Annotated in this window: 14 protein-coding genes; 6 read left to right on the forward strand and 8 right to left on the reverse strand. The window is 57.2% G+C overall.

Annotation, left to right across the window (positions count from 1 at the left end; all coding sequences use genetic code 11):
• Window positions 1-132: 132 nt before the first annotated feature.
• The 5 genes from QEH54_RS05735 to QEH54_RS05755 are packed head-to-tail and all read right to left on the reverse strand — an operon-like array spanning window position 133 to window position 8,009.
• Window positions 133-1,539 carry a hypothetical protein gene (locus QEH54_RS05735; protein ID WP_309017685.1) on the reverse strand — a complete coding sequence of 469 codons (1,407 nt, stop codon included), beginning with the start codon at window positions 1,537-1,539 and terminating at the stop codon, window positions 133-135.
• 4 nt (window positions 1,540-1,543) lie between these two features.
• Window positions 1,544-3,028, reverse strand: a complete 1,485-nt coding sequence (locus QEH54_RS05740) for an MBOAT family O-acyltransferase (RefSeq protein WP_309017686.1) — start codon at window positions 3,026-3,028, stop codon at window positions 1,544-1,546.
• Between the two features lie 15 nt (window positions 3,029-3,043).
• Window positions 3,044-3,814: a sulfotransferase gene (locus tag QEH54_RS05745; protein ID WP_309017687.1), complete on the reverse strand. Its 771-nt coding sequence runs from the start codon at window positions 3,812-3,814 to the stop codon at window positions 3,044-3,046.
• A 6-nt stretch (window positions 3,815-3,820) separates the two neighbouring features.
• Window positions 3,821-4,762 carry a hypothetical protein gene (locus QEH54_RS05750; protein WP_309017688.1) on the reverse strand — a complete coding sequence of 314 codons (942 nt, stop codon included), beginning with the start codon at window positions 4,760-4,762 and terminating at the stop codon, window positions 3,821-3,823.
• The gene (locus QEH54_RS05755; RefSeq protein WP_309017689.1) at window positions 4,749-8,009 is read right to left on the reverse strand and encodes a glycosyltransferase; all 3,261 of its coding nucleotides are present in this window, start codon (window positions 8,007-8,009) and stop codon (window positions 4,749-4,751) included. The genes QEH54_RS05750 and QEH54_RS05755 overlap by 14 nt, the downstream gene beginning before the upstream one ends.
• A gap of 198 nt (window positions 8,010-8,207) precedes the next feature.
• On the opposite strand from QEH54_RS05755, the gene QEH54_RS05760 reads away from it, so the two are divergent.
• Complete coding sequence (locus QEH54_RS05760) at window positions 8,208-8,909, forward strand: glycosyltransferase family 2 protein (protein ID WP_309017690.1); 702 nt, start codon at window positions 8,208-8,210, stop codon at window positions 8,907-8,909.
• A 3-nt stretch (window positions 8,910-8,912) separates the two neighbouring features.
• Here the strand turns inward: QEH54_RS05760 and QEH54_RS05765 are convergent, their stop codons facing one another.
• Both QEH54_RS05765 and QEH54_RS05770 read right to left on the reverse strand, forming a co-directional pair.
• Window positions 8,913-11,531 carry a glycosyltransferase gene (locus QEH54_RS05765; protein WP_309017691.1) on the reverse strand — a complete coding sequence of 873 codons (2,619 nt, stop codon included), beginning with the start codon at window positions 11,529-11,531 and terminating at the stop codon, window positions 8,913-8,915.
• 27 nt (window positions 11,532-11,558) lie between these two features.
• Window positions 11,559-11,765 (reverse strand): SlyX family protein, encoded by a 207-nt coding sequence (locus QEH54_RS05770; protein WP_309017692.1) that lies wholly within the window; start codon window positions 11,763-11,765, stop codon window positions 11,559-11,561.
• A 130-nt stretch (window positions 11,766-11,895) separates the two neighbouring features.
• Between QEH54_RS05770 and QEH54_RS05775 the strand changes: the two genes are divergently transcribed.
• The 4 genes from QEH54_RS05775 to QEH54_RS05790 all read left to right on the forward strand — a co-directional run bounded on the left by QEH54_RS05775 (window position 11,896) and on the right by QEH54_RS05790 (window position 19,311).
• A complete protein-coding gene (locus tag QEH54_RS05775) occupies window positions 11,896-16,230 on the forward strand; it encodes a hypothetical protein (protein ID WP_309017693.1) in 4,335 nt (1,444 codons plus the stop codon).
• 45 nt (window positions 16,231-16,275) lie between these two features.
• A complete protein-coding gene (locus QEH54_RS05780) occupies window positions 16,276-16,731 on the forward strand; it encodes a hypothetical protein (protein ID WP_309017694.1) in 456 nt (151 codons plus the stop codon).
• A gap of 216 nt (window positions 16,732-16,947) precedes the next feature.
• The gene (locus QEH54_RS05785; RefSeq protein ID WP_309017695.1) at window positions 16,948-17,409 is read left to right on the forward strand and encodes a hypothetical protein; all 462 of its coding nucleotides are present in this window, start codon (window positions 16,948-16,950) and stop codon (window positions 17,407-17,409) included.
• A 414-nt stretch (window positions 17,410-17,823) separates the two neighbouring features.
• Window positions 17,824-19,311, forward strand: coding sequence for a PhoH family protein (locus QEH54_RS05790; protein ID WP_309017696.1), 1,488 nt, complete (start codon window positions 17,824-17,826; stop codon window positions 19,309-19,311).
• 92 nt (window positions 19,312-19,403) lie between these two features.
• Here QEH54_RS05790 and def read toward each other — a convergent pair whose 3' ends face one another.
• On the reverse strand, window positions 19,404-19,976 hold the full coding sequence (gene def / locus QEH54_RS05795) for a peptide deformylase (RefSeq protein ID WP_309017697.1): 573 nt from the start codon (window positions 19,974-19,976) through the stop codon (window positions 19,404-19,406).
• Window positions 19,977-20,048: 72 nt separating this feature from the next.
• On the opposite strand from def, the gene QEH54_RS05800 reads away from it, so the two are divergent.
• Window positions 20,049-21,740 (forward strand): hypothetical protein, encoded by a 1,692-nt coding sequence (locus QEH54_RS05800; RefSeq protein WP_309017698.1) that lies wholly within the window; start codon window positions 20,049-20,051, stop codon window positions 21,738-21,740.
• Window positions 21,741-21,748 lie beyond the last annotated feature (8 nt).

Genomic DNA, 21,748 nt, shown 5'->3' on the forward strand with positions numbered 1-21,748 from the left:
TTTTGTGTAATCGTGTTTCGGCTGGTGGCATCTAAGAGGTCCAGCTGGAGTGACTAAGCCTCGTCTGAGGCTAGAGTGTGAGGTCTTGGGGAGGGGCGAATGCCGGCTTGCCGCTAGCGGCTCATTTGCGAATCAGTCGACAAAGCGAATAAGGGAAGCGGAGTTGACCTTAACGGGTTGTCTCTCTCCTTGGATGGACAAGGTCGATCGAAGAGCTGAGCCGCTTTCAAGGTAGATGGTGATCTCGCCTTCATCGATCTCGATCTCATAGGTGGAGCCGCTTTCATTCGCTTCGAGGCGTTGCGCGATGGGGCTGAAGAGTTCGACTTTCAACAAGGCGGGGCTCGTTCGAGGGGTACTGCTTTGGATATGGTTGGGAGCGGAGATTGTCGTTTCCAATCCGTCCGATTCGATGCGTAGCTCCACGCTGGTTGAGTAGGAAGGATTGAGCTGGGCGCTCCGGTCGTTAGTCCAGGTTGCCAGAAAGTGTTTGGAGGCTTCCTGTCGCAGCGTTTTCAAGTGCTGGTCTATGGTCGTTTTCGAAACTCGGACCCCGAATCCATCGCTTTGCGAATGCTCGCTCGAAAGAGATGTTAGAATCGCCTCGCCGACTTCCGCAGTGAAGTGGCTGGTATCGTACCAGTAGTTCCAAGCGGTCGTGTAGTTGTTGAACGCGGTGAAATCGTGGTATGGCATCTCTTCGGCAAGGGCTTGTTTGAATGATTCTACGATGCGTCGATCCCTAGCGTAGTAGGTTTTCAAATACCGAGGAGATACGAACGCGTCGAACTCGATTCCTTCGCTGCGACAGAGTTCGCGCATCTCTTTCAAAGCCGACACGGCAAAATCGATTCGCGGTATCTGATGAAGTAGGTGCAGCCCATGGGGCGGTAGCTGGCGAAGGCGTTTCTGCCAGCTCTCCTGCGAAGCGGAGGCAGGCAGCTCGACCCCTTGATTGAAGAACCGCTTTATGATCCAGTCGTATTTCTTGCGCTCTACCTCGCCTCGTAAGATGGAGAGCTCGTCGAAGGTGACCGGTTTGAAAAGATAGAATTGGTAGAACCGTATCCAGTCAGTGGTAGACAGGGGGTAGGGGTGGAAATTGTATAGCGCCTCGTCGTTTCGGAAACGATAGATATCCGCGTCGTCGATACCGACGAGGACGCGCTTTATCTGAACCCCATTGGCAAGCAGCGCCTTGAGATTGTGCAAGTGCTCGTAAGGAGCGCCGCCAGGGTAGGTGAGCTTATACCACTTGCCTCCGAGTTTCTCGTTGAGGGAATTGGTGCCAAAGCCATGGAACACCCTCGAGGAGCCGAAGATGACGCTATCGTAGTCCTCCTTGTTTTCGATCAGATGCGCGACTCTGAGGAAGGCGGCGTTCACTCTTGGATGAGGCGTCTCGATATCGTAGGCGGTGGTGTAATCCCTCTTCAGCGTTCCCCAACGATCGATCCCTAGGTTGATCGCCGGTAGGAGCGAAAGTCCGACTCCGGTGGAGAGGGCGAGGACGCAGATAAAGGTGAGAGGACGTTTCAAGGGCTCAGAAGTTGAAATAGATAAAGCTGCTTCCTTTGTTCGCTAGCATGAAGGTGATCGCGATTCCGAGCGTCAGTCCAATGACGACCGCAGCTGAAAGAAAGACGCTGGGAGAGCGACGATCTAGGTAGGCAAGTTTCGCTCCGAGCGAGTGCGAGCTTGGAAGCAGAAAGGTCAGCGCGGCGACGGCGAAGAAAGCTTCGAGAGGAATGAGCTCGGTCGTATTGGTGATGAAATTGGAATGGTAGAGGAAATAGACGGATTGGGAAGCGAGTTCGCTGTGGAAGGAAACGGAAGAGCCGGAATCCTCCAGACCGATCATTTTTGCGATCATCGTTAGAGCTGTGGCGACGTCGGGCGAGCGGAAGAAGACCCAAGTCAGACAGAGAAATCCGAATGTCAGTGGCCATGCTAGAAGGCCGGGTAGAGGCGTTTTCGCCTTTTCCCATGCTTTGTTTACAAGGACTGCCAAGCCGTGGGCGACGCCCCATATAATGAACGTCCAACCCGCTCCATGCCAAAGTCCGCTCAAAGCGAAGACGATGAGGATGTTTATCGAAGCTCGCGAGAATCCGTTTCGGTTTCCTCCCAGCGGGATGTAGAGGTACTTGAAGAACCACCGAGATAGAGTGATGTGCCAATGCTTCCAGAATTTCGAAATCGATAGCGATTTATAGGGAGAATCGAAATTGATTGGGAGATCGATATTGAAAAGCCTGGCGCTTCCGCGGGCGATGTCCGTGTATCCAGAAAAGTCGTAATAGATTTGAAAGGTGAAACCAATGGCGCAGATCCAGGCGTCTGTGGCGCTGAGGCTTAAAGCATTGTTGTATCCACTATCGACGACGAGCGAAAGGGAGTCTGCCAATACCGATTTCTTGAATAGTCCGATGCCGATCAAGGCCATCCCATGGCTCACTGAATGAAGAGTGATCCTAGCCTTTGCGAAGCCTCGAAGCTGAGGAGAAATTTCCGAATGGTGGACGATGGGACCCGCTATCAGCTGAGGAAAGAAACTGACGAACAGCGCGTAGTGCAGGAGACTTTCTTCCGCGGATCCGCTTTTGTAGGTGTCTATCAAATACGCGATTTGCTGAAAGGTGAAAAAGCTGATCGCCAGTGGGAGCACGGCCGATGCTAAGGAAAAGCTTGGCGAAGCTTGGCTCGATACGATTTGCAAAGCGAAGTCGACGTACTTGTAGAAGAACAGCGGGAGCAGGTTGGCTATGATGCCGAGGCAAAGCGCGGCCTTTCTGGATCGCGGTCCAAAATTTCCAGCTATGAAGTATTTCGCTGCGGCGAAATTGAAAAGAATCGTTCCGACCAGAAGGGCGAGGTAGGGCGGGTTCCAGTAGGCGTAGAAAACGAGGGAGGCGAGCAGGAGCCAGGAAAGGGCAAAAGTCCTTTGGGGATGACGCTTCGCTAGAACGAACCCGAAGAAGCAAATCGGGAGGAAAACGAAAAGGTAGAGCGGCGTGTTGAAAAGCATCTCGTTGCGGCGCGATCAAAGTCCCTTGGCGAAGGTGGATTCCTCTTTCAGCTCGAAGAGCGCCTGCGTTTCCCGCTCGTCCAGCTTCCGGTTCGCAGTCTCTTCCTCATGGGTGTAGTTGTATGTTGGCGACAACGGGGGAAGGTGGTAGCTGCTCAGTCTAACGTTGATCTGCTCAGGCAACTCCAGCTGCAGGGTCGACAGTATGGTTTTTATGCTGTCGCTGGGATTCTCGCAGAGGTTTTTATGAGACACCATGTGAATGTCGCCACTGCCATTCGCAAGGGCGCTTCTAACCGAGGATACGTAGCGACGGTAGCGAGCGATGAATCGGTCCAGCGGGACTTGGCGCTTCTTGTAGGAGAGGTACAGCAGTTTGGGATCCTTGTGGATCAGAAAAACCGGGCAACCAGGCGCTTTTGCCATAATCGACTCAAGCGCGTAGCAGTAGGCTGGGGTTTTATCCAGGATTTGTTGTCCGCTCTTGATTGCGGGACTGCATTGGGAAAGTCGTAGATAGAATTCGCTCCAGGAGTCGGTGTCGCACGCCCACTCTCTTTGCTCGCTCGTCAGTCCCCATTGGCCGCTCTCCAAAGGCATGCAGAGCCATTCGTAAAACGGTTTCACGCGGTGAAAGTTGCGTGGTGATTCTTCGGAAAGAAGGATGCCGCATTCGAAACCGCTATTCAAGCAGGGAGCATTCTCCTTTAGCAGGTTTGCCAAAAAGGTGGTTCCGGAGTGCTCCATTCCGGTGACGATGACGAAGGGCTGTCGCGTTTGGCTCACTTGCTCCTATTGGATCGTTCGAGGACTGTTCCGAAGCTCGATTCCCGTGGCGGCGAATCTCACCGAAACCCTATCCCCGCGTTTCAGCGTGGCCTTGTCTGGGTAGGGTTGATGAAACCCGCATTCCCCGGTGGGGTGCAGTCCCTTCGACCTGATATCTTCTCGGAGGGAGCGAGGGGTGAAGGCGCAGATGGGCTGATCGTTGATCAGCAGTTGCAGTTCGACCGGAGAGTCGGTCTTCTGGAAGGCGGCCCAGCCCGCGAATTCGCGTTCATTTGCGAGGTCTAGATAGCCGTAGTAGTTCACGGCGCTTGTATTCACCAGATAGTCCTTGGGACTGGGGCTTATCGATTCGATGGCGGCGCTTCGCATCTCCGCGCTGCAAGACGCTGCGATTCCGGAAAACGCGACCAGCTGGTCGACAAAGGCTTCCTTTTCCCTCAACGCTTTTTCATAGGAAACGAAAAGAGCAGGCGGGCTGTGCTTGGTCAGGAAGGCCAAAATCTTTTGGTAGTCGCTCAGGGCGCTTTGCATGGTTTTGAGCGTGTCGACGCCCATGGATAGCGCGTTGCGATTGGCGATAGCGAGGATGTCTCGAAAGACCACGAGGTAGATGGGATTTCGTGTTAAGCGATGAAGCTCCTCGATGGTGTCGTTGGTGGTCGGACGCTTGAATGCCCAAAGATCGTGCAGGTTGTTGTATTCGTTTATCAATGACCGGGCAGATTCGAAGTCGTGATCCTCCAGGGCTTTGCTTAGCGGGATGTCCTCGTAAATGGGAGGTCGGCTGTCCTTTCCGGTGAATATCCCCAGGGCGTTGATGGCTTTGGAGCAAAGCGAGGTGCCGCCTCTGCCTACGCCTAGGACGATCAAGGTTCGCGGACCGGAGGGAAGCGGGGTCTCGTTGCGCACGATGCCCTTGTTGATGAGGTGCTCAGTGGGTTCCATAGAGAGATGGACTCGAGATATAGCTAAAGTCTTCGCGGTCTCTGGTGAGGTTTGGATTGTAGTAGGGGTCGCGAGTGATCACCGCGGACCACTTTTGGCGCATGTAGGCGATTTCGTTTTCGAACTGACTTTTATCCTTCGCGTCGGCAGTTGGGTCGCCTCGCGATTCGGATTCTTTGTGGTAGAGCAAGGCGAATGGGGTGGCGATGACGCGTTTCCCGATCGCTCCCGTGCGCAGGCAAAAGTCGACGTCGTTGTAGGAGATAGGTAGGTTGACTTCGTCGAAACCGCCCAGGCTTCGCCAAAGATCCTTGGAGAAGACCATACATGCTCCGGTCACGGCGGAATAGCCGCTTACGAGATGAGCTCGGTGGATATGGCCGTCGTCGTCGCGATGGAGATATTTGAAGGCGTGAGCGGCGACTCCGCCGATGCCCATGATCACTCCGCCATGCTGTACATGATCATGTGGATACAAGAGCTTGGCCCCGACTACGCCGATTTCATTTCGGCAAGCGTGGCTCATCATCTCGCTTAGCCAGTTTTCGGAAATGACTTCGATGTCATTGTTGAGCAGGCAAACGTAGTCGCTTTGGCAGGTCTCGATCGTCCGATTGTTGATGCGAGAAAAATTGAAGGCGCCGTCCACGGCGACGACTCGGACATTGCTGAGCTGCACGAGATCCTTGAGGTAGTCGAGTGTTTCCGGATCTCGGCTTTCATTGTCCGCGATTAAGATTTCGTAGTTCGGATAATCGGTCTTTTGTATGATCGATTGGATACAACTTTCGAGGAGCTCCTTCCGATCGCGCGTGGGGATGATGATCGATACGGATGGAGCGGGCTTGGGAATCGGGTAGTTAACTTTCCAGTCGAAGCCATCCACGCTCTCTAGGTTCGCGGCGACTCCGACGCGTTCGAGGTGGGACTCGATCGCTCTCTTCTGGGCCGCGTTCGCGTAGTCCTTGTGATCCAGGTCGTGAGCGGTGGAGCCTTCGATGTTTCGCCAATGATATAGGATGTCGGGAATATGGAGGATTTCCGAAGGGTCGATTTTCTCGATCACTCTCAGAGCGAGGTCCCAATCCTGAGCTCCCTCGTATCCGACCCGGAACCCGCCTACGGCTTCGAAAACGTCGCGTCGATAGACGCCAAGGTGGCTGATCATGTTGCAGCCTAGGAACAGTTCGTAATTCCAGTCGCATTTGAAGTGAGGCCCGTGGCGTAGGCCGTTTTCGTCGATCTTGTCCTCGTCGGAATAGATGAGCTTGGCAGCGGGAACTTCTCTGATCGCCTCGACCAGTCGAGCCAAGGCGTGCGGAGCCAGCTCGTCGTCGTGATCGAGCAGAGCGATGTAGTCGCCGCTGGACAAGGTGAACGCCGAATTCGTGGCTTGTGAAATGTGTCCGTTGCTTTCGCGAAAGATGCAACGGATCCGTTGGTCGGTCCGCTGGTACTGCTCGATAACGGATCGTACGTGGGGAGCGTCGGAACAGTCGTCGGCGATGCAAAGTTCCCAATTCGGGTAGGCCTGTTCCAAGACGGAGTCGATGCAGCGACGTAACCATTTTTCCGCTACATTGTAGACGGGCAGCAAGATGGAGATGAGCGGGCCGTCGGCGCTTCGGTCGAAGTTGGCGAGATAGCTGGCGATCGCCTCCTGATGGCTTTGCACGAATTTGTAGTACTCCTTGTGATACGACGGGTGGCCTTCAGGAGGAAGTTTTCGCTGGTCGCTTGTTGCTGAAGCGCTCGGGCTCGGCTCGCTCCGCGGAGATGCAGTGATGGAGTTGGCCTTGCGAAAGGGATCCACGAAAGCCCGTCTGAGCGATCGTAGCGGCGAGGTGAGTTTCCAGGAGGCGGTGGATTTGATTCTCTGTACGCGCTCGCTCTGGTTCGCCAGGGATTGGCAAAGCTCGTCCACCTTTGCCTCCAGCCTTCGAATGGCGTGATTCGCGTCTCTCAGTTCATCGCTTGCGCCCGCAAGCCGCGACTCGAGGCGCTCTCGTTGAAGGCGCAGCTCCTGCAGCTCGGCTTTGAAATTCTCCTGCCGGTAGGCGACTCCTTTGCGGTCTCGGGAAGGGGCATTGAGGATCCGTTGGTAGAAGTCCAACAATTGCTGATAGTTCTTCGCGCGATCGAAGCGGTCGGCGACATAGGACCTAGCGTTTTCGCCGAGGGAGCGGGCCAGTTCGGGATCCTCGAAGATCCGTTTAGCCTGATCGGCGATTTCGCGAGGATCGCTTCGGTCGAGAAAGAGGCAGTACGGCTCGCTGGGATCGTTGTCCAGCTGGTAGATTCTTGGAAGGATGCACGGACGACCGGACGCCAGGAAGTCTGGTATCTTGCACGGGAACCGGTCCCGGTTGAACTGATTGTTCTGTCCGGGCTGGATCAATACGTCCGCGATCGCGAGGAGCTCTGGCACCTTTTCGATATTGATCGTTCCGATGTCAGTGCAGATTTCCTCGAGCGGAAAGGCGAAACTCTTTTCGAAGTCAGAACAGCTTGTGCCCGCTTTTATGATACGTGTGGGAATTCCCTCCTGGTTCAGCAGTCTGACGGCGAGGTAGAGATCGCGAATGTCAGCGCGATTGCTCGATGTAATTCCCCCTGGATACACGATGACTTTGCTCGTTTGATCCAGTCCCAGCCGTTTCTTGACGAACGATGCGTCTTCCGGTTTTCCCAGCGGTGGAAGCTTGAGAATAGGAGAAATCCATTGCATGGGTTTCGGCACCGGCACCAGATCGGCTAGAGAGGGAACGAGCACTGAAACACCATCAGCGGACGAAAGAAAGTTAAGGAATTCGATCGGATGGCAAAGTCGCTGATTCCATGGGCGATTCGGTTCGTCCAAGCTCAGTTGCTGGAGTGTGGCAAGGTCTCTTTGGTAAGCGCTCTCTAGAATCGAGACCTCATTGTCCTCAAGGTGAATGATGAGTCGAGCTGAGGGGAACCGGCTTTGGTAAACTTGGACCACGCGGCGAACGTTCTCTCGGGGCGTCCAGGCGTGAACGATGTCGGCGGGCTTGGCGTTGGGGAAAAGCTCGGCTCCATCCAGCAGCTGCTCGTAATTGTAGTGAGCGAAGAGAAAGCTGGATCGGTCCACGCCTTGCTCTTCGGGGCCCGCTTCGGTCACCACGGAGCTGGCATGTCCGTGGATACAGAGCTCGTTGGCGAACGGGACGATGTGCACCATGCTGTTCGACCGGAGGTGGCTGTAGTTGACGAAGAGAATGTTCAAGGGACTGCGAGAGTTTTGTGAAACGCGGCCGTTGCTGCGAAGCCTCTTTGGTTAGCTGACCGAAGGGGGATGTCCACCGTAATTCGCCATGTTGTAACCTGCCCGAATCGGGAAATGGGTGGACAAGGAGCGTTTGGCCGCTAGTCAAAGGTTCTTCTAGGTTGGTGGGCGCCATCCCCAGAGTAAACCACGTATCGCATGCCCCAGTTATCTATCATCATTCCAGTTTTCAACGAAGTGTCGACGCTATCGACCGTGATCGACTCCGTGAGATCGGCGAAGTTGCCCGATATCCAGATCGTAGTGGTGGACGACTTTTCGACCGATGGCACCCGCGAGCTCCTGCAGGGACCGTTGGGTGACGAGATCGATCTGGTGGTGGAGCACGTGAAAAACCGGGGCAAAGGCGCGGCGCTTCGTACCGGGATCAAGGCCGCTACCGGAGACTATGTGGTCTTTCAGGACGCCGATTTGGAATACGATCCGAAGGACTTGCTGCGCATGCTGGAGATTTTGAAGACGGGCGCGGTGGACGTGGTCTACGGATCCCGTTTTCTCAACCCGAACATCCGCCAGATCAGCCCCTTCTGGCACCGAGTGGTGAATCGAGGTCTGACGGCGTATTCAAATTTTTATACGGGGTTGAAACTCACCGACATGGAAACGTGCTACAAGATGTTTCCTCGCGAGATCCTGCAGAGCATCGAACTCACCGAAGATCGTTTTGGCGTTGAACCGGAGCTGACGGCGAAGGCGGCGGCCAAGGGACTGCGTTTTCAGGAGATCCCCATCGAATACAATCGACGAACCTTTGATGAAGGGAAGAAGATCGGGGCTCGCGACGGGGTTCGGGCCTTGTACGTGATTAGCAAATACGGATTCGTCGGATCGGACTCCTAAGCATTACCAAAGGGCGATCGAGCGCAGGCGCCGTCGATACAGGTCGGCCACACGGGTCGGCGAGCAAAGCCCGGTGATGTCCTTTTTCGCCTGCTTGCCCAGCTTCGCCGCGTAGTCGGAATCATCGATCAGGCGTCGCATATGTTTCGCCGCGTCCAGCGGGTCCGGATCCGCCCAGATCTGTCCCCCTTTGTAAGGACCGTGGCTCTTTTCCAGCGGGATGAGCTTGTAGTCGACCGGACAGCCGTTCGATTCGGTGACGAATTCCGCGGTGGCGGACCAGTTGGTCGAAATCACCGGTCTCTCCAGATACATGCTTTCCGCCACGGTCAGGCCGAAGCCTTCGGACCGATGCAGCGAGATGTAGGCGTCGCAGGCTTTCATCAATCCGTAGGTCATTTCGCGCGAGAGCGTGCGATCGATCAGGTAGTAATTGGGCACGTCCTTGAGTAGCTCAAGCAGCTCCTGGTAGGACTCCTGATTGTTGCCTTTGGAGTGGATCTTGATGACCAAGGCGGCGTCGTTCAAACGATCCGTGCCACAGAACGCCGCTTTGAAGGCTTCGATAGCTGCACGTGGGTTCTTGCGCTCCTGATAGCTGTTCAAATCATAAGCGAAGGTGTAGAGAAACTTGTCCTTGGGCAGGCCAAGCTCCTGTCGGTAGTCCCGATCTGGTATGGTAAAGTGGATACAATGGGGGACGGTCAGCACTGGAATCGGCGCTTTCATAGCGACGGCCTCACGCACGAAGTTGGAAGGCGTCCAGACTTCGTCGAAATACTGGAAGTGCTTGGTCCAATGGTCTGGGAAATCCGGCAGCTCCCACGCCCAGTAGGCGATGTTATATCTGTCCCGGCGAAAGGACTTCCCGTGATAGTGATCGATATCCGGGCTTTGCGGGGCGTCGAGGTGGAAGATGTTTACCGGATGCGGGTTCTTGTCGCTTAGCTCGTCCGCGTAGGTCTGGTCGCCTTGCGAAGCCAGGCAGTTGACCTTGAGGTTTACCAGCGAGTAGGGCAGTCCGCTTTCCTTGGCGGCTTTGGCGGCCAGGCGTGCAGATTCCCCGATGCCTAGTTCAGCCTTGAACCAGCCGACGATGTTGACGCCCAGATGAGCGTGGCGCAGCACGTACTCGGTATTGAGTGGATTCGCTCCGTCTTTGGCGAAGTTGAAAACGTCCTCGCCATTGATGTGGATACTGTGGATGGCGAAACGCTTATTCAGGCGCTGGGCTCGGAATTTCGAAAGGTGTTTCCTTACGGGTCGTGGAATGATGGATACGCTGGAAAGCTTGCGTCCCAAGTAGGCGTAGGTGTTGCTTCGCTCTACGCCGAGAAGCTTGATCTGAATCTGCGTATTGTCCTGGGCGCGGGCTGGGATGTTGTCGAATTCCAAGGAAAACGCTCCCTCGTCCACTGGAAACTTTGAGCTGATGGCGGCGTCGTTGACTTTGATGGCGATGCCGAGCCTGCCCGCTTCTTCCTTCATGATAGGGTTGGCTTCGTGGAGCTGCCCTTTGAGGGTGATGGAAGAGACGAGCGCTCCTCGCGGAATGGTCAGGGTGGCTGTCTCGCGTATCCACGCTCCGGCGACTGAGGTGGAGTCGGTGTAGAGGCCGCTGAATTCGTATCGATCTTTCAAGGGAGTGGCGTGGGTGTTGCGTTCTTCGTTTTTTATTTGTTCGTCGTTCCATCCGTCGAGGATGGATTTCCAGTGGCGCTCGTTTCGCTCTTGTTCGCAGTAGGCGTTGTAGAGGCCGGCGGGGGCGGGGCCTTTTTTCAGCATGAGAAATCGGCTCAGGGCATCGCGCAGCAGTTTGGCGTCGAGAGCTCGGGGGTGCGGGACCTGTCGAGCCTCGGCGAGGTAGCGGTCCGGCCAGGAGGAGGCTGCGAGGCTGGCGAGCTGGTCGCTCCATCGCTTCTGCAGCAAGCGGCTGTTCCACTCGTCGTTTGCATTCGGATCGCGCCGGGTGGCGCTCACATGGTGCAGCACCACGCTGCGATTCGCGACCAGAACCTTGTAGCCGAGCTTGGCCAGTCGGAGGCAGAGGTCGACATCCTCGCCCCCGTTCACAAACGCTTCGTCGAAGCCGCCGAGGCGCAGGTAGAGGTCGCGCGGAATGGCGCAGCAGGCTCCGGTGACGATTGGCGAGCGCGAGTAGGCGGGGACCCGAAAGAATCCGCGGTTTTCCTCGCGACGATGGCTGATGGTGCCTTTGGGGGAAACGAAGGTTCCAGCATGGTCGATCTCGCCGGTGGCCACGCTGCGTTGCACGTTTCCCACCATGCCGACCTTCTTGTGGCGCGAGAACGCTTCCAGCATGGGCTCCAGCCAGCCCGCTTGGAAGACGAGGTCGTTGTTGACCAGAAACAGCAGTTCCCCGCTGGCGTGCATGGCGCCGACATTGTTGGAGTGGGCGAAGCCTTGGTTGCCGGCGTTTTCCAGCACGGTGGTCCGGTCGTCCCTCAAATCTCTTAGGCCTTGGGTGGTGGCTTCGTCGCAGCCGTCGTTGACCAGCGCGATCTCGTAGTCCTGCTGCCCCACCGTTTCCCGCAGGGTCCGCAGACACTCCTGCGTCAGGTCGAGATGGTTGTAGACGGGAATAATGAAGGACAGCTTCATCCGGCGAAGGGGAGGTCGGGGCGCGGATCAATAGTGAGGCGGGCGCTCGTCTGCGGAGAATTCGTCGGAGTCGGAGCGGTTCGATTCCTCCAAGCGGTTCTCCAGGTGCACGATCTTGCGCTGCAGCTTATCGATCTCGCCGCGCATCGCGTAGATGGTCTTGTCCTGCTCCTCGAGGTGTCGCTCGAGGAAGGCGAGTTTAATTTGGAAATCTTCGTTCGATAAGTTGCTCATTTCAAATGCTTAAGAAGCGTCAAACGGCTATCGCCGCCAAACAAAAATCTTAAATGCGCCTGTTCCGAAGCCGATACTAGAATTGCGGAACCCACGCAGTTTGCAGTCCGCTTTTCCGGAATAAATTCAAATGACTCAATCGGAATCTCCAGACTTCGAGTTCGATCCTACGGACTTGGAAGTCGAGGGCGAAGACGCCCCGACTCCCGAGCAAGGGGGAGATGTGTCCGATGAGAGCGAATCGAACGAACCCGACTATTCGAGCGAAGTCTCTGAAGACAAGTCGCTTAGGGAGGATTCGAGCGAAGATGATCCATCGGACGACGAGCTGTCGGGATTTGATATCGATTCCTTGCCTGATGCGTTTTCCCCATCGGAACCATCCGCGAGCGACGACGGAGCGGATTCCTCTCGGGATCCGGCAGACAGGCCGACATCGTCCGAAACGGTCGCCAATTCCCAGACCGAGGATGAATCGGTTGGGGCGGTCGAGAAGATGCCAAAGGAGCCGCCGGAACGTTCCATGAGAGATCTTGGACCCGATGACTTGGGTGCGGACGTTTTTTCCGAAATGTTCGAAGACGAGGAGGCGGTCAGTTTCGATGACGTACTGGATGACTTGATGGAGCAGGTCGAGGCTTTCGAAGCAGGTGGCGTGATCGACATGGACGAGCAGGAGGGCGATGGCGACTCGCGAGCGTCCGAAACGCCTGACATCTTTAAGTTGGACGATCCCGACGATTCCCTGCAGCGCTCGGTCGATCCGAACGCCGAAGCCCCGTCCAGAGCGAAAAAGCCTCAAGCTCCACCGCCCGTCGAGGTCGAGCAGTCGAAGCCCCTTGCGGATACGCCTTCCCCGGACCCTCGGTCGATCGCAGCCAGCGAGCCGCCCGCGCCGTCGGAGACTTCCCAATCGTCGCCCCCTGCGGAAGCGAAGGCGGACGTCGAGCCGCCGCGACCCGTTTCCCCTGACCTCGAGATTCCAGCTGATCCGGAACTAAGCGGTCCGAAGGCCCCGCAGGCCTCGTCGCAGGTGACTCCTTCGTCCGCTCCCGCGCCTGAACCCGTCGAATCGCAGGCGGCGGAGAGCGAACCCGTTTCGCCGCGCCGCGCTACTGAAACCAAAGGCGCGACTGGCGCCGCGGCGTCGCCCCCGCCATCCCCTGACATGGAGATTCCAGCTGATCCGGTGCAGGCTGAGGAGCCTCCTGTCGAGCAGACGTCCGAGAAGGAGCCCCGCGAAGAGCAGGTTCCGGAAGAGACCGCTCAGCCTTCGGGATCTCAGGCCGACTCGCCCGATCGCGGGCAGCCGAACTCAGAACGGGCTCCGGCGGAAGGCCGCGAACGGGTTTTCTATCAGGCCGAGCCGGAAGCGCCTGCCAACGAGCAGGAAAATGACACGTCAGCGGAGGAACCGGTTTCCGAAGGAACCGAGCCTGTTGCCGAAACCCCGTCAGAGGGCCCGCTGGAGCAGGAGTCCGAAGCCGATGCGAGCGTCAAAGACGAGGAATTTCAGGTAGATCAAACTGAGGCTGTGGCCTCCGAACTCAGCGATTCACGGAGCGCGGAATTCGAGGCCGAAGCAGCGGAGACGGAGCAGGATCTGTCCGACAGCGTGGAAGCCCTTTTCGAAGAAGCCGACGAGGAACCGGTCGAGCTGGAGAACGCGGCAGCGGGTGAGGACGAGGCTCCTGAAGCCGTCGAGCAGACCAACGCGTTGGATGAAGAGGAGAGCGTCGCCTCCGAACTCGAGGAGATCGCGGAGGAAACACCCGCTTCTGAAACGCCCGATGACCCGCAATCCGAGAATCCTTCGGCAGAAGCTGAAGAGGACGAGGATGCCGATTTGTCGGATATCGAAGCGATTTTCGAGGAGGAGGATATCGAGAATCCAGATGCGGTTTCCGACGATGGGTCGGCGCCTGTCGAGCAGGAGGAAACCGAGCAAGCGGACCAGCTAGAAGCGGAGGAGGAAATCGAGCAGGACAGCGTTGCCGATGCCGCGGTGGAAGATGGATTTGGCGAGGAAGAGGACGAGGATGCCGATTTGTCGGATATCGAAGCGATCTTTGAGGATGAGGCTGAAGAAGACTCGACTCCGGAGGAGATGGTCGATGAAAGCGCTGCCGCCGCTTCTGAGGAGACGGTTTCCGACGCGGAGCAAGAGGGGAATACGGAGACGGTTTCCCAGGATGCCCAGTTGGAATCGGATGAAGAGGAAACGAGTGACCAAGGGGAAGAGCTCGATACCGAGCTGTCTGAGGATTTAGACGCCGAAGAGGAGGATCTTTCGGATATCGCGGCCGCTTTTGAGGAAGCTGAGGATGAGTCTTCGGCAGAGCCGGAGGGGGCTTCGGAAGCGCTCGATGAGGCGGAGCAGGATGACGACGAGGAGGAGATCGCTCTGCCCGACGACCAGGAACTGACTGATGAGGTTGCCGACGAGGCTCCCTCGGATCCAGCTGCTCCCGGCCTGGAGATTTTGGACGACGACGACGAAGAGGAGACGCTGGATGACGACGAGGAAGAAATCGCCGCTATGCCATCGCCCCTGGATTTGATGTCTGAGGCATCCGGAGATTCCGACGAGGACGAGCCGGAAGAGACCATCGAGGACGATGACGAGGAGGAGGCGAAGGCGGTAGCCATGCCGACGGCCGAGGATTTGCTCAAACGGGCAGGCAGCTTGCTCAATGGCGACAAGCCGATCGATGGAGCGAACGAGCTTTTGGACGACTTGGACGACGAGGAGGAGATCACTGCCATGCCGTCGCCGCAGGATCTCATGGCCGAGGCCGCCCCCGAAGGCTCCGAAGACATTTCCGACGCTCCTGAAGCTGAGGATGGCATCATCGAGGATGATGAAGAAGGACTGGTCGCCATGCCGGATCCGTCTAGCTTGATGGAGTCCGCATCGGAGGGCGAGTCGGAGCAGCAGGAGGAAAAGAAGTCTGGCGACGTCGCCGACCGAGCAGGCGATTTGCCCCCGCCGCCTCCGGCTCCGGTGGAAATCATCGATGACGATCCGTTGGACGAGGACGAGATCGCCGACTCGGAAGAGTCGGGATCGGAAATGATCGAGGACGACGAGGATCCGGAGGCGATCCTAGCGAAAGTCACCGGACAGACTATCCAAGCGGATGGCGACGAGATTGCGGATCCGTTCGACTCGGAGATTTCGATCGACGATTTCGATGATGACGGAGCTTTGGAAGACGCCCTTTCGGCGAGCGAGGACGCTGGCGAGCTGGACGCTCTGGCGAGCGACGCTGGCGAAAAGGCGCCGACCAAGGTGGTGGAGAAGGTTATCGAAATGCCCAAGCCAAGTTTGCTTTGGCGCCTAACTCACTCTTTGACGGTCGCCGCGGGTCTGGTCCTGATCGGCGCCGCCTGGTTGCTGACCTCTTGGAAGCAGGAGATCACCGAATACCTCGACGGTCGCGACCTCGATGGATCGGCGTTGATCCAGCAGATCAAGAGCATCGGAAGCCACGCTTTGGAGGAATTCGACGAAAACGGTCTCTATCGCATGCAGTGGGTGGACAGTGAAATCCGCCGCGTCGCCCACAATGAAATTCGCCTGCATGCCCTGGTGGGAGCGCAGCTTCGCGAAAACCTATACTTGCCGGTGCATGAGTCGGAGATCGACGGCAAGCAGGGCTACGATGAGGAGGAGCTCCTGAACGCTCTGACCTATGCCCAGCAGAATTTTCCCGAGCAGATCGGAAACTTCCCCGAGAAGCCTTGGCGGGCGCTCTATCGCATGTCAGCGTCGCGAAACGAAGTGCTGCCGCTGCGCATCACCTACAGCCTGACGCGCGATTCCGAGAAGTCGGATTGGGAGCTGGCGGGCATCAAGGTGAAGGGCCACAAGAAGGAGCTCGAGTGGCCGCAGGGCAAGCCGGCCTATGCCTACGGAGATCATGCCTACGACGTGGATTCGGACCAGTTCAGGCGCCTGTTGGCGAAGTACCAGGAATCCTCGAGCCAGTTCGTGGCCAGCATCGACTCCTTGAAGGGCAGCTATGAGGAAAAACTGGCCTCGCTGCAGCGAGAGAACGACAAACGGCGCGAGCGCGTGATGATGGCCCTTTCCCCCGGAAACTTTTATGACGGTCTGGCCATCGTGGGCGAGGATGCCGCGGTCTCGCAGGGCGTCACCATTGTGATCACCGAGACGCGGGAGCGTGGCTCGCTGGTGAAGGGAGTCTTTCAGGTCCGCGAGGAGGGAGGTTCCGTTTCCAAGATGTTTGTGGGTTCGGTCGATTTCGAGACCTTGCCCAGCGGTCGTGAGCAAGGCGTTCTCAACCTGCGCACAGTGGCGGTTCAGGAAGCGGAAGCGCCCGAAACCGAGGCTAGATTCTTCAAGCCGGAGAGCGTTTCCAGCATTCGCCTCAAGACGGACGGATTCCGGATCGAGGGCGATACTCGAGATTTTTCGCTGCGTTTGACGCGTCACATGTAGCTTTGGGATCGCCAGAGCGATGCGAGGCGCCTTGGTTTAGGCCCGATGAGCTCGACGTCTCTTAATCCGGAATTCTCGAAAGCATTGGATGCCAAGGTAGGCTCGGCCCGCTCCGCCAGAATGGCATGGGAGCGTGCTGCGGAGAAGGCGGTATCGGCCGGACTTTCCGAGGCCAACGCGCTGCGGCTGCTCGCTCTCTTCAGCAGTCCCCGCCACATGGAGCATCTCGTGCAAGGCGCGGCGCGGGCGGGCTCCTCTCCGGACCAGACCCTGGAAGCGTTTTTCCAGCGCGTGGACGAGCTGCCCTTTTCGGTGGAGGATTGGTTCGCCGCCTTCGAAGTCGTGCTGGCGAGGCTCATTCGAGACTCCCGCAGCGTGAAGCCCGAGGTCATCGCAGGTTACCTCAGTTGCTGCGCGGAATTTGCTGGAAACAACGAAGCAGGGCAGAGCCTGCGCGAGATCGTCAGCGAAATGATCGAGCGCTACGGTTTCGACGGATAACGCCGACTGCGGCCTTGCGTAGCGTTCGGTAGGGGAGACGGGATAGGCAGCTCAGGGCTGCGATGAGCGTTTGGGCTCACCGTGTGGCTCGGTTTTGAGGGATCGACGCGTAATCCGCTAGACAGGCTCAGAGCGAGCGGAAAGGGGCGATGCAACAGTCCATAGCCGTTGTTTCGGCCTGGAAGTCATCAACCTCAACCGCGAGTTAGCAATACCATGATCAATCGAAGCCGCCCTCTCTCCCGAATCCTTGCCGCGTTATCCATTTTCAGTTTCCTAGCAGCAGGGGCGACGCTCGCTTGCGACGAGAAGGGGGAGGACGTTGCCGTCGAGCTCGCTGACAGCGACTGCGGCAGCGCTTGCGTGATGGTTTTTGGCACAGTGGGCGAACCGTTTCATGTCGATCTGGCAGGAGGGAAACAGGCCCGCGGAGCCCAGTATGTGAGTGGTCCGAATGCCCTCGGGGAGCCTTGCGAGCTGCCCGAGGGTATCGCTTTCGACGAAACGTCCTTGTCCTTGGAGGGCGTGCCCTCGCGGCCTGGGTTTCACGAGTTCGTCCTGCTGGAAACCAAGCGCGGCATCACGACCGAACGAGTGGTGCTCATCGACATCCAAGCCCCGGTAGAGGCTCGGAGCTTGCAGAGCTACGCTTCCTATTTTCTGGGCGGCATCCGCTAGCCCATGCGAGCTCCTCTCTCGGCAGCTCGAGGATCAGGCGTTTCGCTGCACTCGAAGGCGCTTGCGCAAAGCGCCGCGACAGTGGCGTTTCGCTTCTTCCTGCAAGCGGCTTCTCATGGTATGGCGCCGAGCTCCTAGTGGAAAGGAGCTAGGGTTGCTGGGTGAAAGCGATACGATCGCGTAAAAATGAATGGCATTCATCGTTTACGTGCGACTTTTAGAAACGCGGCATGCGAAATGCTCTAGTGGATACGCACGCCTGAAGCGCTTGGTATCGGCGATAGACTATTGTCGAGGCCTTCTTGCGGAACCGCTTTTACTGATATCGATTTGTCACAGATTCTGCGCGTAAAAGAATCTCTTCACTAAATTATTAGTGGACAAATCGGTCCCGTGTATTAGTTTATTCGTTACATGGAGATTCCTTCTGGTTCTTCTAAAATAAAGCAGAACGGCGAAGTCGCCAGCCGTGTTAAGACATACGTTTTGGATACGAATGTTCTCATTCACGACCCCCACTGCCTTTATAAATTCGACGACAACAATCTGGTTATTCCCATCGAGGTTTTGGAGGAACTGGATTCTATCAAGATGGAGCAATCCTCTGAGCGAGGGCGAAACGCCCGGCGCGTGCACAGGATGCTAAGGGAGCTTCTCCCTGACTCGCGCTCCATGGCGGAGGGGGTGAAGCTCGATACGGGCGGCACGCTGACGGTTGTCATCAATAAATACCTACAAGGCGGTTCTTTCGAGCTCCCGCCTAATCTGGCCCAGTTGAGGTCGGTGCTGGACTTCGACAAGAAGGACAATCGAATCATCGCCGCGGCCCTGTTCGTGCAGGAGAATCTTCCTCCCCCGACCATTCTTGTATCCAAAGATGTGAACGTGCAGCTCAAAGCTCGAGCTGTCGGCTTGGAGGCTGAGGACTATCTCAACGACAAGGCTCCTGAGGAGCCGGAGTATCAGTCCTATCGAAGGATAGATGTATCCAAATATGAGTTACAAAGATTCGCTTCCGAAGGGGAGTTCGAGCTGGCGGAGGAAGTGGGCTCGAAGCTTTTCGTGAACGAGTACGTTCTTTTGGCCTCGGTTGAGGGCAAGACGATGCCCGCGCGCCATTATGGTGACGGTGTATTGAGAAAGTTGATATTCCCGGAGTATGTCAAGGCGCCCGGCGGAGTTCCCATCCGCCCGAGGAATCTAGAGCAGCGTTTCTTCATGGACGCCTTGCTGGACGATTCCGTGTCTTTGATTACATGCTATGGAAAGGCTGGTACCGGTAAGACCCTTCTTTCCACGGTGTGCGCCATCTATCAGACCACGGCGTCGCACGACTGCAAGTATGATGGAGTATCGATTTCTCGCCCCGTCATCGGTGTGGGCAAGGAGATCGGGTTCCTTCCGGGAACCTTGGAAGAAAAGATGAATCCTTGGTTGCAGCCCTATTACGATGCCCTCGAGGTGCTCGTGCCGGCGAACAAGCCCAAGGATCCTCAATTCGAGAACAAGCGGCAGCGTCGCAAGGGCAAGGAGAAGGAGGATGCGACGGGCCCTGCCAAGGCTCCGAAGCCATACGAGAAGCTGCTGGAAAGCGGCCTGGTGGAAATCGAGGCTCTTTGCTTCATTCGCGGCCGCTCGATCTCACGTCGTTTCTTCATCCTGGACGAAGCTCAGCAGCTCACGCCACATGAGGTGAAGACGGTGATCACTCGAATCTCCGAGGGGTCGAAGATCGTCTTGATCGGCGATCCCGCCCAGATCGATAATCCCTATGTGGATTCTCGCAGCAACGGGCTGGTCTACTGCTCGAATCGCATGAAGGGCCAGGCGATCGCCGCCCATGTGCAACTGACCAAGGGAGAGCGCTCCTTGCTTGCGGAACTCGCGGCGGATTTGCTCTAGACCGTTTCGGGCCAAAAGACGTTTTCTTTTACTCTGAAGCTCCGCAGGGCCCTGCGGGGCTTTTCCTTTGCGTCCAGCGAGAGCGCGTGGCGCTACGACTCGCGCTTGAGGCGCTGCTGGGTGCGAGCCTTGAGCTGGTTGATCGGCAGTTGGATCTTTTTGAGCACCCGCTTTTTCATACGGTCGGTGAAAAGGATGCCATTGAGGTGGTCGACTTCGTGCTGGATGCATCGCCCCAGCAGACCGTTGCATTCGATGATGTGGGGCGCTCCGTCGATGTCTTGGTATTCGCAGCGGATCCAGTCCGGGCGATCGACATCGCCTCGGATGTCGGGGAAGGAGAGGCAGCCCTCCTCGTAGGTGGTTTCCGGCGACTCGATGGGAGTCACCTTCGGGTTGCATAGGCCCATGGGCATGAAGAGCTCCATCGGGGGCGTCGCTCCGTCCAGCGTGTATTCGAAATCCGGATCCGCTCCTTGCAGGTCGACGACGCAGAACTGCAGCGCCTTTCCGATCTGCTGGGCGGCTAGGCCGATACCCTCCGCCTCGTACATGGTGTCGACCATGTCTTCGAATAGCTCGGCCAGCTCGTCGTCGAAGGAGGTGACGGGCTCGCCGCTTTGGTGGAGGACTTTTTCCCCGTATTGAACTATTTGTAGAACCATGGGTCTTCGTTTTTGACCTAGCCAACACTTGCGCCAATTCTAGTTCAATTCCTTTCTTCGCTGCCCGTTTTCATGTCTAAACAAGATAAATCCGTCAAAGCGATGCCGATAAGCGCCTGGCTGCTCGTCATTTGCGGCTGCATAGTCATCGCGTTTGGCTGGATGGTGCCGTCGCGCTTCAAGTCGGTGCCTTTCGGCGTGGTCAGGCAGGCTGGGGTGGAGGGGAGCTCCCTGGCGGATATCGCCCGCGAGCAGTTTATGGACGGAAACTTCTCGGCAGCTCGCTCGTTGGCGGAGGCGGCTAGCTCCTTAGGCGACAAGAAGGCCGCTTTGACGCTTTCGCAGGTGACGATGGAGTTGGAGGCCAGCGCGCAGCTGGCTCGCTGGGGGGCTTGGGACCCGTTTCTCGAAGCGGCGTTGGATGCGGTGCCCTTGGAGGCTTATTCCTCCGAGCCGGGCTTGCTTGGCATATTGATAGCCGAAGCCTGCCGCCAGCCCGTCGCGGCTCTGTTGGAGAATTCCCGCAATCCCTTGGTCGGCTCCTTGCTGGAGAGCGGAGCGTTTACCACCTACAAGCGTTTGTTTCCTGTATCCAGTTCTTCGGGACGCCCATTGGAGGTGACTTTGCTGGGGTTGGGCTTGCTGGCGCAAGGGGACCATTTCTCCAGCGAGTTTAGACAGGAACTGCGCGATTTGTTGATGCAGGCCAAGGCGACTGGCGATGTCGGCGCTCTGGAGGACGTCTATCTTGATAGCTTGTCTCTAATGCGGATTTTCGATTGGGGACAATTCTCGGAGGTCGCCTCGCGCCTGCGCTCCAGCCAGGACCTACAGCGCTTGCGCTATCTGCTGCACCGCCGCTCGGAGAACCAGGCCTTGGTATTCGCGATGACGCTCGCGAGCGAACGTCCGGCGGAACTGTTCGACTATTTGGAAGCTTATGGTGACGAAGGCTTCGAGCGTTTGCGCTTCGCGCTGGGGACCGGCGTGGGTGGCTACCGTCTGGCCCTGCGCGAGCAACTGCCCATCGAGCTGGCTAAGCTCGAATCGGCGGGCTCGTATGTGGAAACCCTGCAGAACGCCATGGCGCCATACAGTCTGCGGCAGCCGCGCCTGTCGTTGGCCATCAAATACGGATGCTTCTTCGTGGGCTCGTTTATCGCCCTGTTCGGCCTGAGCAGATTCGGCCAGTTCTACAAGGAACGCGCCTCGCCCGCTCTCGCCTTCACGCAACGCTTCTTCGGCGCCTCGGCCTCCGTGCTGGTGTTCGCCGTACTGAGCGAACCCTACCTCGCGAACGCTGGAGCGTTCGAGGGATACTCCTTTCGGTTTGTCATGCCCGTTCTCGCCAACGTGGATGGCGAACTTCAAGTCGTCGAAACCACTCCTACTATATCTATGGAACCAGCAACCCTACTCTCGATAGCGTTCTTCCTCCTTCTGCAGGTGCTCGTCTTTTTGATCTGCCTGCTCAAGGTGAGGGAAATCGAACGCCGCGAACTCGACCCTCTCGTGAAGCTGAAGCTGATGGAAAACGAGGAAAACCTGTTCGATAGCGGGCTTTATGTCGGCATCGCGGGCACCTGTATTTCCTTGGTCATGCAGGTTATCCATCTGGTGGAGGCGAACTTGCTCGCGGCATATTCCTCCAACCTGTTTGGCATCCTCTGCGTGGCGATCGTCAAGATTCGCTTGGTGCGTCCCTACAAGACCAAGCTGATCATGGCAGGCCAGAGCCAAATCGCTAAGCTGGTGAAGGAGTAGGGGAAAAG

Origin of the sequence: Pelagicoccus sp. SDUM812003 (genome assembly GCF_031127815.1) — a bacterium.
In the GTDB taxonomy this organism is placed as follows: Bacteria; Verrucomicrobiota; Verrucomicrobiia; order Opitutales; family Opitutaceae; genus Pelagicoccus.

What these genes read in the sequence shown, in the direction of transcription:
- QEH54_RS05800 (WP_309017698.1), top strand. Translation starts at nt 20,049, where the DNA reads ATGTCTAAACAAGATAAATCCGTCAAAGCGATGCCGATAAGCGCCTGG.
- QEH54_RS05780 (WP_309017694.1), top strand. Translation starts at nt 16,276, where the DNA reads ATGAGCTCGACGTCTCTTAATCCGGAATTCTCGAAAGCATTGGATGCC.
- QEH54_RS05740 (WP_309017686.1), bottom strand. Translation starts at nt 3,028, where the DNA reads ATGCTTTTCAACACGCCGCTCTACCTTTTCGTTTTCCTCCCGATTTGC.
- QEH54_RS05765 (WP_309017691.1), bottom strand. Translation starts at nt 11,531, where the DNA reads ATGAAGCTGTCCTTCATTATTCCCGTCTACAACCATCTCGACCTGACG.
- QEH54_RS05750 (WP_309017688.1), bottom strand. Translation starts at nt 4,762, where the DNA reads ATGGAACCCACTGAGCACCTCATCAACAAGGGCATCGTGCGCAACGAG.
- QEH54_RS05770 (WP_309017692.1), bottom strand. Translation starts at nt 11,765, where the DNA reads ATGAGCAACTTATCGAACGAAGATTTCCAAATTAAACTCGCCTTCCTC.
- QEH54_RS05790 (WP_309017696.1), top strand. Translation starts at nt 17,824, where the DNA reads ATGGAGATTCCTTCTGGTTCTTCTAAAATAAAGCAGAACGGCGAAGTC.
- QEH54_RS05760 (WP_309017690.1), top strand. Translation starts at nt 8,208, where the DNA reads ATGCCCCAGTTATCTATCATCATTCCAGTTTTCAACGAAGTGTCGACG.
- def (WP_309017697.1), bottom strand. Translation starts at nt 19,976, where the DNA reads ATGGTTCTACAAATAGTTCAATACGGGGAAAAAGTCCTCCACCAAAGC.
- QEH54_RS05785 (WP_309017695.1), top strand. Translation starts at nt 16,948, where the DNA reads ATGATCAATCGAAGCCGCCCTCTCTCCCGAATCCTTGCCGCGTTATCC.
- QEH54_RS05775 (WP_309017693.1), top strand. Translation starts at nt 11,896, where the DNA reads ATGACTCAATCGGAATCTCCAGACTTCGAGTTCGATCCTACGGACTTG.